General features: G+C 61.3%; 9 protein-coding genes. 7 read left to right on the top strand and 2 right to left on the bottom strand.

Features of this window, described 5'->3' with window-relative positions; all coding sequences use genetic code 11:
- Nucleotides 1-149 precede the first annotated feature (149 nt).
- From JI59_RS27195 to JI59_RS22515, 7 genes are all read left to right on the top strand, one after another.
- The gene (locus tag JI59_RS27195) at nt 150-320 is read left to right on the top strand and encodes a hypothetical protein (RefSeq protein ID WP_007015678.1); all 171 of its coding nucleotides are present in this window, start codon (nt 150-152) and stop codon (nt 318-320) included.
- A gap of 54 nt (nt 321-374) precedes the next feature.
- Nucleotides 375-1406: an alcohol dehydrogenase AdhP gene (adhP, locus tag JI59_RS22540; RefSeq protein ID WP_007015679.1), complete on the top strand. Its 1032-nt coding sequence runs from the start codon at nt 375-377 to the stop codon at nt 1404-1406.
- 184 nt (nt 1407-1590) lie between these two features.
- The gene (mgtA, locus tag JI59_RS22535) at nt 1591-4149 is read left to right on the top strand and encodes a magnesium-translocating P-type ATPase (protein WP_007015680.1); all 2559 of its coding nucleotides are present in this window, start codon (nt 1591-1593) and stop codon (nt 4147-4149) included.
- 233 nt (nt 4150-4382) lie between these two features.
- Nucleotides 4383-5219, top strand: a complete 837-nt coding sequence (locus JI59_RS22530) for a universal stress protein (protein WP_007015681.1) — start codon at nt 4383-4385, stop codon at nt 5217-5219.
- A 254-nt stretch (nt 5220-5473) separates the two neighbouring features.
- Nucleotides 5474-8164: an HAD-IC family P-type ATPase gene (locus tag JI59_RS22525; protein WP_007015683.1), complete on the top strand. Its 2691-nt coding sequence runs from the start codon at nt 5474-5476 to the stop codon at nt 8162-8164.
- 12 nt (nt 8165-8176) lie between these two features.
- Complete coding sequence (locus tag JI59_RS22520; RefSeq protein WP_007015684.1) at nt 8177-9073, top strand: universal stress protein; 897 nt, start codon at nt 8177-8179, stop codon at nt 9071-9073.
- 6 nt (nt 9074-9079) lie between these two features.
- Nucleotides 9080-10048 (top strand): calcium/sodium antiporter, encoded by a 969-nt coding sequence (locus JI59_RS22515; RefSeq protein WP_007015685.1) that lies wholly within the window; start codon nt 9080-9082, stop codon nt 10046-10048.
- Nucleotides 10049-10337: 289 nt separating this feature from the next.
- On the opposite strand, the gene JI59_RS22510 is transcribed toward JI59_RS22515, so the two are convergent.
- The gene (locus JI59_RS22510) at nt 10338-10784 is read right to left on the bottom strand and encodes a DUF983 domain-containing protein (protein ID WP_052118042.1); all 447 of its coding nucleotides are present in this window, start codon (nt 10782-10784) and stop codon (nt 10338-10340) included.
- Nucleotides 10777-12384 carry a phosphoenolpyruvate carboxykinase gene (locus JI59_RS22505; RefSeq protein WP_007015687.1) on the bottom strand — a complete coding sequence of 536 codons (1608 nt, stop codon included), beginning with the start codon at nt 12382-12384 and terminating at the stop codon, nt 10777-10779. Before JI59_RS22505 ends, JI59_RS22510 begins: the two co-directional genes overlap by 8 nt.
- Nucleotides 12385-12410: the final 26 nt, after the last annotated feature.

Genomic DNA, 12410 nt, shown 5'->3' with positions numbered 1-12410 from the left:
ACGGACCTCGAAATGAACATCAGTTAGGGCGTTCTCAAATCGTCGCGGCGCCGCGGATCGATGCGTCGGCTCCGCCCGTTTTAAGTATCATTGCGGATACTCACTCCGCTGCGTTCGCGGAAAAGATGCAGCGTCATCAGAGGTGCGCCATGCAGAAAGCTTCACATACAGTCACCGACGTCACGCTGCATGAGACGATCGACGATCTGCGCAACCTGTTTGCCGCCCGGCACTTCCTCTGCCTCGTCGAAGCCCTGTTCGGGGGCGCTATACGCCGAATGCTGAGCACCAGCAAACTGCCGCTTATTCTAGGCCACTGAAGGTATGCCCTCGCCGCTCGATGAGGGAGCCATCCGCTCCAAAAGGAACACCCAATGCCCAAGACCATGAAGGCAGCCGTTGTCCGCCAATTCGGCGAGCCGCTTACGATCGACGAGGTGCCCGTACCCCAAGCCGGTCCAGGCCAGATCCAGGTCGCCATCCAGGCCTCAGGCGTTTGCCACACCGATCTGCACGCAGCCGAAGGCGATTGGCCCGTAAAGCCCAATCCGCCTTTCATTCCCGGCCATGAAGGCGTGGGCTTCGTGTCACAGGTTGGCGCAGGCGTGACCCATGTCAAGGAGGGTGACCGGGTAGGCGTTCCTTGGCTCTACACCGCCTGCGGCCATTGTGTGCATTGCCTGGGCGGCTGGGAGACGCTGTGTGAAACCCAACTCAATACCGGCTATTCGGTCAACGGCGGCTTTGCCGACTATGTGGTCGCCGACCCAAATTATGTCGGCCATCTGCCGGGCAGCATCAGCTTCATCGAGATCGCCCCGATTCTGTGCGCCGGCGTCACGGTCTACAAGGGACTGAAGATGACCGACACCAAGCCCGGCGACTATGTCGCGATCAGCGGCATCGGTGGGCTGGGCCACATGGCTGTGCAATATGCCAAGGCCATGGGTTTGAATGTGGCGGCGATCGACATCGATGACGCCAAGCTCGATCTTGCCAGGCGGCTCGGCGCAACCATCACCGTCAATGCACGAAACGAAAACCCGGCCGAGGTCATCAAACGCGAAACCGGCGGGGGCGTGAACGGCGCACTCGTGACGGCGGTCAGCGAGAATGCCTTCGCGCAGGCCGTTGGCGTCGTCGCCCGCGGCGGCACGGTCGCGCTCAACGGCCTGCCGCCCGGAGATTTCCCGCTCAACATCTTCGGCATGGTGCTGAACGGCATCACCGTGCGCGGCTCCATCGTGGGGACACGGCTCGACCTACAGGAATCCATCGATTTTGCGGCGCAGGGCAAGGTTCAAGCGACGGTGGAGACGGCACGGCTGTCGGAGATCAACACTGTGTTCGAACGCATGCACAAGGGTCTGATCGAGGGCCGCGTCGTCCTCGATATGAAGGCCTGAGCGGCCAACCGCCTCGATGCCACCCGATCCATCGTCGGCAATTTGCTCGATCCTCGAAATCGATGTGGCTACAACGAACATGGGCATTGCGATGCGCTTACCGAACGAATTGGTAAAGCCATTCCCGGCAGTCCGATCACGAACAACCGTGATCTGCTCAGACCATCCCCGCTAGATCGACTTTATGAGTGAAGAGCCCGCATTCTGGCATGCTTCGCTTACCGACACGTGCGATCGTCTCGGCGCAACGGCCGCTGGATTGTCGACAGCCGAGGCGACCGAGCGCTTCGAACGCGACGGACCGAACCAGATTGCCGAGGGTCAACGCCGCCATCTCGTGGCGGATCTTCTCCGCCGCCTCGCCAACCCGCTCGTAGCGATCCTGCTCGTTGCCGCCGGGATCGCCGGCGCCACGGGCGATCTTGCAAGCTTTGCGATCATTGTCCTCGTCGTGCTGCTGTCGACCGCCCTGGACATGCTGCAGGAGCACCGCGCGGAAGCAACCGCCGAAGCATTGAAGCGGTCCATTGCGCTTCGGGCCACGGTACTGCGCGATGGCCAGGCCACCGATCTGCCGGTGCGCGACATCGTCGCTGGCGACGTCGTGACGTTGTCGGCAGGCGATCTCGTTCCCGCAGACGGCTTGGTGCTGAGCGCCAACGGCGCACAACTGAACGAGGCCATGCTCACCGGCGAACCTTATCCGGCCGAGAAGCACGCCGATCCGGCCGCTTCTGCGTCCGAAATGGCCGATGCCCACAATGCACTGTTTCATGGCACATCGGTCATCGGCGGAACCGCGACAATGCTTGTTGTCGCGACCGGACAACGCACGCGCTTTGGTGCGATCGCGGGCTCGCTCGCGAGTGCCCAACCTCCAACAGCCTTCGAGCGTGGCATCCATAGGCTCGGCATCCTCATTTTGCGGATGACCTTGTTCCTGGTTCTTTTCGTCCTGTTGACCCATCTGGCTTTAGGCCGCCCTCCCCTTCAGACTTTCCTGTTCGCCATGGCGCTCGCGGTTGGCCTCACCCCTGAGCTCCTGCCTATGATCATGACCGTCTCGCTCGCGCGCGGTGCCCAGCGGATGGCAAGGGCGAAGGTGGTCGTGAAGCGACTATCGGCGATCCATGACCTCGGTCAAATGGACATTTTGTGCACTGACAAGACCGGCACACTCACCGAAGCGAAGATTGCCCTCGTTGGATACCCCGGGATCGACGGGGAGGATGATGACCGGGTTGCGGAACTCGCTGCGGTCAACGCTCGGTTCGAAACCGGCTTGAAGAGTCCTCTCGACGAGGCCCTGCTTCACCATATGACCGGCCCGCCGATGGATGCCTGGCGGAAGATCGACGAAAGGCCGTTCGACTTCGAGCGGCGGCGGGTTTCGGTTCTGGCGGAAAACTCCAACGGGCGGATCGAAATCGTCAAGGGAGCGCCCGAGGCGCTTCTCGCCCTGTGCGCCCATGCTCAGGATCGTTCGGGTGCAATAGTGCCTCTGGACGACGGCATGCGGACAAGTCTCGTCCAGATCGAGGGTCATCGCGCGGCGCAAGGGTTGCGGCTGCTGGCAGTGGCTTGGAAACCGGCCGACAGTGCCGAGCGCATTGGCTCGGACTGTGATGACGATCTGATTTTTGCTGGCTACTGCGTGTTTGTTGATCCGCCCAAGCCGAGCGCAACAGCGACTGTCGCAAGACTCGAGGCTGCCGGCATTCGTATCAAGGTGGTTTCGGGCGACGCCGCGCCTGTCGTGCAACATCTGGTGTCCGTCCTTGCTCTCCCCGTGGAAGGCGTGCTGACGGGCGAAGAAATCGCCAAGCTCAACGATCCGGCCCTCGCGGCGCGGGTCGATGATGTCGACCTATTCGCCCGAGTCACGCCGGATCAAAAGACGCGAATTGTCCGCGCGCTGCAAGCAAGAGGCCATACAGTCGGGTTCATCGGTGACGGGATCAACGACGCGCCCGCGATTCACGCCGCAGATGTCGGCGTATCGGTCGAAGGTGCGACGGATGTCGCACGCGAGGCCGCTGACATGATCCTGCTCGCCGCGGATCTTGGCGTACTCGCGAAGGGCGTCGCGGAGGGACGGCGCACTTATGCGAACATCATGAAATATATCAGGATGGGGACCAGCTCGAATTTCGGGAATATGCTGACCATGGCGGTGGCCTCGCTCTGGCTGCCTTTCCTCCCGCTAACCGCCGTCCAGGTGTTGCTCAACAACCTCATCTACGACATGTCGCAGATCGGCATTCCGTTCGACAACGCTGACGCTGGCGACCTCGCCCGTCCGCACGGCTGGGATATGCCCGGCCTCGTCCGGTTTACAGCGATCATGGGTCCCCTCTCATCCCTATTCGACATCGCAACCTTCTTCCTGTTGACCCAGGTCTTCCATGCAGGCGTTGCCGAGTTCCGCGCCGCTTGGTTCATCGAATCGATGGCAACGCAAATCCTCGTGGTCTTCATCATCCGCACCGCGCGGCCGGCATGGATCGGCCGGCCGCATATCGTTATGACGGTGGCGGCTTTGGCCGGGCTTGCCGCCGCAAGTTCACTCGTGCTGCTGCCGTGGTCAGGTATCCTTGGCTTTGCCTTACCCAGCGGCGCCGTGTTCGCCAGCATAGGACTGCTCGTTCTCGGCTACCTTTTCTCTTCCGAACTGCTCAAGCGCTTCGCGTTGAGGGACCGTCGCGTTCTGCCTCAAGTCATTGGTATCGAGCGTCAGACGTGAGTTGTCGTCATGCCTACACAAACTGACCCGCCATAAGCGGAGGCCAGGCGCTCTGGTTGCCCGATCCAAAACTCTTTGGCTTGCCCTGGCTGTCTTCTTCCACTTCACAAACCTGTGTGAGCGTAGCCAGCGGCTGGCAGCACAGGCGGGACGGAATCCTCGCAACCAGCCTTGATACGTATATTCCACAAATGCATCGCTTGGCAGGATGATAGACCTTCTCGCCGACATTGGTGCGCAAGGAGTATCTGACCGTGAAGGATGTGTTGGCGATCATCGACATCGGCGATGAAGATGAGCAGTTCCTCAAGGATGCGCGCGAATTCGCGCGTTATCACGAAGCGCATCTGACTGTCGCGATCCTATCCGCAATCCAAACACCCAACTATGCCCTGGCCTACGCGCAGCCCTATTTCCTCTTTTCGGACTATCTCGAGGCGGTCAAGGCAAAGCAAGCAAAGGTAACCAAAATCGGCGAGCGCGACGGCTTCGAAGTGCGGACTTTGAGCGATGGTACTGGCTCGGTACTGGACAAAGCACCGGTCCAGGCACGCTACGCCGACCTGGTCCTGTTCGGGCCAGCGGACGCCTATGCCGATAAGTCTCTTCGCCGACGGCTTTTCGAGAATATCACGCTGTCCTCGGGACGGCCGGTGATCGTCCTCCCGCCACAATGGAAACCCCACCCGTTCACGCATCTCGCAATTGGATGGAATGCGACCCGGGAGTCCACGCGGGCGTTGGGCGATGCGCTGCAACTCGCGCAACCGGGCGCAAAGATCGATGTCCTCCTCGTCGACGCCAAGCCAAGCACCACTGGTCATGGATCGGAGCCAGGCGCCGATATCGCTCGTAACCTGAGCCGTCACGGGTTCGAGGTGACCGTTCACGCGCTGTCTTCCGTAGGGCAGAACGAGTCCGAAATTCTGGTCGATTTCGCACGGCGCCACCATGCCGATCTGCTCGCGATCGGTGCGTCGGCGCATTCGCGCCTGCGCGAACTGTTCCTTGGCGGGGTTACCCACGATCTGATCGATGGCGCGCCGCTACCCATTCTTATGAGCCATTGAGCGGATTTGCCGGCTCGCGCTGCCCCGATATCGTCGGAGGTTTCGCGATGTTTTCCTACTTCCGCGAGCAATTGACCCGGCAGGTGGACGAAACGAAGCTCACAACAAGCGCGGGCCTACGTTTGCATATTCGTCCAGCAGGCATTGTCGACCAAAAGCAACGACACTGAAGCGCACAGCGGGATCTGAACGGCGACTCCCCGCGCGGCGTGCCCCGTGCTTATCCCGTCGCCCAGAACACACAAGGAGGCCCCATGTCGGGACCCGTCGATTTGGAAGAAGCGGACTGGCATGCATTGGCCGGCGACGAGATCGGTTCGCTCCTCGGCATTGGCCTCACCGGTCTCTCGAGCGACGAAGTCGACCGTCAGGCAAGCTGTTTCGGACCCAATGCGCTCCCCAAGGCCGCACGCCGCAATCCGCTGCTGCGCTTTCTCGCGCAGTTCAACAACACGCTAATCTATGTCCTGCTGGCCGGAGCACTTGCCGCGGCGCTGCTCGACCAAGTGGTCGATGCCGCTGTCATCGTCGCTGTCGTGATCGTCAATGCCATTATCGGGCACATTCAGGAGGGAAAGGCTGAACAGGCTCTAGAAGCGATCCAGCAGCTGATCGCGCCGAAAGCGAGCGTTGTCCGAGACGGCATCCGGCAGACAATCGCGGTTGCGGAGATCGTGCCTGGCGATTTCGTGTTGATAGAGGCCGGCGACCGTGTCCCGGCGGACCTCAGGCTTCTCCATGCGCGGCGGCTTCTCATCGACGAGGCTCTCCTCACCGGTGAATCGGTAGCTGCAGAAAAGCATGAAGCAGTGCTGCCCGTGGAGACCGAACTTGCCGATCGGCAGAACATGGCATTCTCCGGCACTTTGGCTGCTGCAGGCCAGGCACATGGCATAGCCGTCGCCACCGGGACGCATACCCAGATCGGTCGTATCAGCTCGCTGATCCAGTCCGTCGAGCAGACCGCGACCCCGCTTCTGAAGCAGATCGATCATTTCGCACGTCGCTTTACCTGGTTTGTGCTGGCCGGTGGTCTGGCGCTCTTCGCCTTTGCCGTCCTCTTCAGAAGCTACGACTGGATCAACGCTCTGATCGCCGTGGTCGCGCTCGCCGTAGGTATCGTGCCGGAGGGCCTGCCGGCTGTCATAACCATCACACTCGCGATAGGCGTTCGGCGGATGGCGGGGCGCAATGCCGTCATCCGCAAACTGCCTGCCGTCGAAACGCTCGGTGCGACGTCGGTGATCTGCACCGACAAGACCGGCACGCTTACCCGCAACGAGATGACAGCGCGCCGGATCATTACCGCGCGCCATACCATGCTGGCTACCGGGTCCGGCTATGTCCCCGAGGGCCATATCACGATCGACGGGCCGGGCGACCAGACCGAGGCGATGGCGAACGCGATGCCGCTAATCCGCTGCGGATTGCTCTGCAATGACGCCTCGCTGCACAAGCTTAGTGACGAATGGCGCGTCGAGGGGGATCCAATGGAAGGCGCGCTCTTTGCCTTGGCGATGAAGGCAGCAGTCGATCCCGAGCGAGCGCGCGCGGAATGGGAACGGCTCGATGAGATTCCCTTTGACGCCGGGCATCGGTTCATGGCGACACTTTGCCGTGGCCTGGATGACAGGGCGGTCATGTTTGTGAAGGGTGCGCCCGAGGCGCTCTTCGCGATGACGTCACCCAATGAATTGGCCTATTGGGAAGGCGCCATAACTGCGGCCGCAAATCACGGCGAGCGCGTCCTTGCTTTTGGTGCGAAGGAAATGCCAACGGGCAGCGAGCGGATTTCATTCGACGATGTGGGGACCGACGTGCAGCTCCTGGGTCTGGTCGGCTTCATCGACCCGCCCCGCGTGGAAGTTCGGGATGCCATCGCCGAATGCCGTTCCGCCGGCATCGCCGTCAAAATGATCACCGGCGATCATGCAGCGACTGCCCTCGCCATAGCCCGGCAATTGAACCTCACCGACGACCCGCAGGTGCTGATAGGTCTCGAACTGGAAAAGCTTTCGGACGCAGAACTCGAGACGGCGGTCGCGGAAGTGTCGGTATTCGCGCGGACCAGTCCGGAGCACAAGCTCCGGATCGTGCGCGCGCTACAGGCACAAGGAGCGATCGTGGCGATGACGGGCGACGGCGTGAACGATGCCCCCTCGCTGAAGCAGGCCGACGTCGGCGTCGCCATGGGTATCAAGGGGACCGAAGCCTCCAAGGAAGCGGCCTCAATGGTGCTTCTCGACGACAACTTCGCTTCGATCGTGAGCGCGGTCCGCGAAGGCCGCACGGTCCACGACAATATCCGCAAGGTCATCTCCTGGGAGATCCCCACCAATGGCGGAGAAACCCTGGCCGTCGTTCTGGCGATCCTGCTCGGTTTCGCGCTTCCGATGACGGCCACGCAGATCCTCTGGGTCAATCTCGTCCTCGCCGCCACCCTCGGCCTCGTTCTGGCATTCGAGCCCACCGAACCGGGGGCGATGGCCCGCAGGCCCAGGAAGCGCGGTGCGCCTTTGCTTTCGCCCTTTCTGCTTTGGCGCGTCGTCCTTGTCTCGCTGCTTTTTGCTGGGATCACCCTTGGGCTCTTCTTTTATATGCTTGGGCAGGGACGCAGCCTCGAGGTCGCCCGCACGATGGTCGTGAACATGTTCATCGTCGCGGAGATCTTCTACCTCTTCAACGTCCGCTACCTGCACATGACCTCGTTGACCTGGCGCGGGGCGCTCGGAACGCCGCCGGTGTTGATCGCGATCTGCATCCTGCTCGTTGGCCAAGCTCTCTTCACCTACGCCCCCTTTATGAACGCGATCTTTGACTCCCGACCGATCAGTATGGCGGACTGCATACTGCTCTTCATGATCGGCCTCGCGCTGTTGCTCCTGCTGGAAGCTGAGAAGCACGTCATGCGGCGCTTCGGCTGGTTCACTGAACTCAACGGATAGAAGGACGACGACATGACTAAAGACCGATTCCCCAAGCGCATCGCGCTCGCGACCGACCTCAGTCACCGTTGTGATCGTGCCCTCGATCGCTCCTTACTGCTGGCCACGGCATGGCAAGCCGAACTCATGGTCATCCATGCCCTTGCTCCGCCGGAGAATGCGACGCTGTTTGGCCGCCCCGACGATGTTCCCTCGTGGCGACGTCCTCCCGATCCCATCCGGGCAGCCCGCGATCACATCTACCGGGACCTTATCCGCGAAAATCCGTCCGCTGACATTACGGTCCAGGTCGAGACAGGGTCGCCCGCCGAGGTCGTGCTCACCGCTGCGAAACAAGCCGGCCCGGGTTTGATCGTGACTGGGGTGGCCCGCGACGAACTGCTTGCCCGCGTTTTCCTGGGGGATACTGTCGAACGGCTTATCCGCAAATCGACCATTCCGATCTTGATTGTCCGAGATCGTGCCTTCGAACCCTACAAGAGCATGCTGGTCACAACCGACTTTTCACAATCCTCACGCGTAGCGCTCGAATGGGCTGTTCGGATGTTCCCAGACGCGGCCCTCTCGCTCTTCCACGCCGATGACGTCCCTTTCGCCGGCTATCTCGGCCGGTCCGAAGTCGAACGGCAGTTCGAGGACTTCGGCAAGGACGCCGCCGACAAGTTTCTCGCGGAAGCCGGACTTTCTACCACCGCCGCTCAGCAGGTAAACCGCGTGGTCGAGCATGGTTCCCCCGAAGCGCTCCTGCGAGACTATGCCGAGAAATCGCGGCGCCATCTCACTGTGGTGGGGACGCATGGCGGCGGCTTCATCTATGAAGCCCTTATCGGCAGCACGGCCCGCAAGATCATCGATGCAGTCCCCGGCGACGTCCTCCTCGTGCCTGATCCGGCCAAGCGTAAGACCTAGCCCTGGATGACCCTCGCATTCGTCTGGGGACTTGCCGGGCTCGCGGCTCTTATTGGCGGCGCCGAACTGGTCGTGCGAGGAGGTTCGGCGCTCGCTGCAAGACTCGGCATACCGCCTTTGCTAATCGGCCTTACCGTTGTCGCCCTTGGAACCAGCACGCCTGAACTCGCAGTCGGGATCGATGCGGCTATTCAAGGCAATGGTTCTCTCGCGGTCGGCAACATAGCAGGCACTAATACCGTCAACATCCTCCTTATCCTCGGCCTCAGCGCAGCGCTGCAACCGCTCACCATCCAGATGCAGACCCTGCGACTGGAATTACCGGTCATCGTCGTCGCGTCGGCGACACTCCTTGCCTTTGCGTGGGACGGCGTGCTTTCGCGCTTGGAAGGGTTTGTGCTCGTGACAATGGGCGCTGTCTTTACGCTCGCCGTCATCCGAATCGCCCGCCGCGAAACGATGAAGGTCAAACTCGAATTTGCCCGCGAGTTCGGCCCCCGGCGCCTGGTCAACCGCCAGGCGCTCACCGAAATGATCATGCTGGCCGCCGGCCTGATCGTAATTGTCGCAGGGGCAGACTGGCTCGTGGATGGCGCGATCGCGCTGGCCCGCCTCTGGCATGTCTCGGACGCCTTCATCGGCTTGACGATCGTCGCCATCGGAACGTCCGCGCCCGAACTCGTGACAACGATCATCTCCACGATCCGCGGCGAGCGTGACATCGCGATCGGCAATTTGATCGGTAGCAGCGTTTACAACATCCTCGTGATCCTGGGCGTCATATGCTTGTTTCCGGCAGGCGGTGTCGTTGTCACCGCACATCTGATCCGCATCGATATTCCTGTCATGCTCGCGGTCGCGTTGCTCTGCATTCCCGTCTTCATCAGCGGACGGAAAATCTCCCGCCTGGAGGGAGGTTTCTTCGTAGGTGCCTATATCGCTTATTTGAGCTACCTGATCATCCAGCGGACCTGAAGAGGAGTGTGTGCCGCCGCCCTGCCCGAAAGTAGCTTCAAGGCCCATGATCCAGGGTGAAGCCCGCATGGTCACGTCTTTGATCCAGCTTGTTTCCACCTTGGCGCAGCCCTGCCTCCTTATAATCCCGCATATTGATCGGTGCGCGCACGCCATAGCCTTCGTCGGTAGGAACGGAGGCGCAGATTTGGGGTTGAGCCATGGAGGATTATCGACCCAAGATTGGGTGATGCACACTAACGACAAGATGACTTTCGGGGTTGGGATGGGCGTCAGAAATAATTGCGCATTAGTCCCGCGTAACCGGCGAACGCTCGAAGCCGTGCATGGAAAACCACCACTGTATAGCGATGATGGCGCCCTTGGCCGGCTGGATGAGAGCCATCATCATGACGATCGCGAACGGCAGAATGACCGCCGTCAGCACCCCGACAGACAGGTTCGCATCCTTGACCAGCACAATGATCAGCGGGGCAAGCAGATGTCCCGTGACGAAGATCGCAACATAGGCTGGGAAATCGTCTGCCTGCTGGGGCGTCCAGTCCTGACCGCATGTGTCGCACCGTGCGATCGGCTTGAGGAATATTGGGAAGAGCTTGGCTCCGCCGCAACGCGGACAGCGTCCAAGCGCGCCGCGCCTGAACGCTTCGAGCGCGGAAAGCGAGACTGAGACTGTTCCGGCCGTTTCTCCTCCATGCGCAGCCGTCGATGCGACTTTAGTGCCTTCGTCAGGCATCGACGCTGGCCGCCGGCGCAGCCTTGCGCACGCTTTCGTCGACATGGCTCTCGAACTGGGCAAAATTGTCGACGAACTTGGCAACCAGATCCTGGGCGGTCTTGTCATACTCCACCGGATCGGCCCAAGCGCCGCGCGGGTCGAGCAGCCTGGAATCGACGCCCGGCACGGCAACCGGAACCTCGAACCCGAAGTTGGGATCCTCCCGGAACTCGGCGTCATTAAGGCTGCCGTCGAGCGCCGCGTTCAGCAGGGCGCGCGTCGCCTTGATCGGCATACGCTTGATGCCCTCCATTGTCGCCTTGCCGCCAGACCAACCGGTGTTGACCAGCCAGCATTTGACGTTCCCCTTTGCGATCCGCTCCTTGAGGAGGTTTCCGTAGACGGATGGATGGCGCGGCATGAATGGAGCGCCAAAGCATGTCGAAAAGGTCGCTTCCGGTTCCGTCACGCCGATCTCGGTGCCGGCGACGCGGGCGGTATAGCCTGACAGGAAATGGTACATCGCCTGGTCGGGCGTGAGCCGGGCGATCGGCGGCAGCACGCCATAGGCATCGGCGGTCAGGAAAATGACGTTCTTCGGTAAAGGACCGAGATTCCTTTTGCTCGCGTTGGGGATGAAGTCGATCGGATAGGAACCGCGGCTGTTCTCGGCGAGCGAGGCATCATCAAGGTCGATCGTACGGGTGTCGGGATCGATCGCGACATTTTCCAGAATCGTGCCAAAGCGTCTTGTTGTGGCGAAGATTTCCGGCTCTGCCTCTTCCGACAGACGGATCATCTTGGCATAGCAGCCGCCCTCGAAATTAAAGACGGCGGTGTCTGACCAGCCATGCTCATCATCACCGATGAGCGTGCGGCTGGCGTCTGCCGATAGCGTCGTCTTGCCGGTACCCGACAGGCCGAAAAAGACCGCAGTGTCGCCGCCCGGGCCAATATTGGCCGAGCAGTGCATCGGCATCACGCCCTTCACCGGGAGCAGGTAATTAAGGATGCCAAACACGCTCTTCTTCATCTCACCGGCATAAGCAGTGCCGCCGATCAGGATCAGCTTTTCGCTGAGGTTTACCGCAACCACCGTCTCGGTGCGCGTGCCGTGCCGCGCGGGATCGGCCCGGAAGCTGGGCAGGTCGATAATGGTATATTCGGGCGAGAATCCCTCCAGATCAGCGGCGGTCGGGCGCACCAGCAGCGTGCGCACGAACAGGCTGTGCCAGGCGAGCTCAGTGATCACCCGCACATTGACGCGATGCTCAGGCTGCGAGCCGCCGAAGAGATCGGCGACATAGAGCTTGTCCAGGCCTTCGAGCGCCTTGATGAAGTCCACGCGCAGGTTCGCGAAATGCTCTGGCGTCATCGGCGCATTGGTCTTACCCCACCAGACGGTGCCTGTCGTCTCGGCGTCGCGTACGATGAACTTGTCCTTGGCCGAACGGCCGGTGTGCTTGCCCGTCGCGACCACGAAGGGGCCGTCCCTAGACAGCAGCCCTTCGGCATTCCGCACCGCCTCTTCAATGAGCTGCGCCGTGCCCAGGTTATGGAGAGCGCGCGCATGGCCGTTGACTCCGGCCAGCACGGTGCGCGCGAAGAGGTTGGGCATGGCTGAACTCCTTGAACCGTGAGTCG

This window comes from Novosphingobium pentaromativorans US6-1 (genome assembly GCF_000767465.1).
Taxonomy (GTDB): Bacteria; Pseudomonadota; Alphaproteobacteria; order Sphingomonadales; family Sphingomonadaceae; genus Novosphingobium; species Novosphingobium pentaromativorans.
This window is presented reverse-complemented; position numbering and strand designations above follow the sequence as displayed.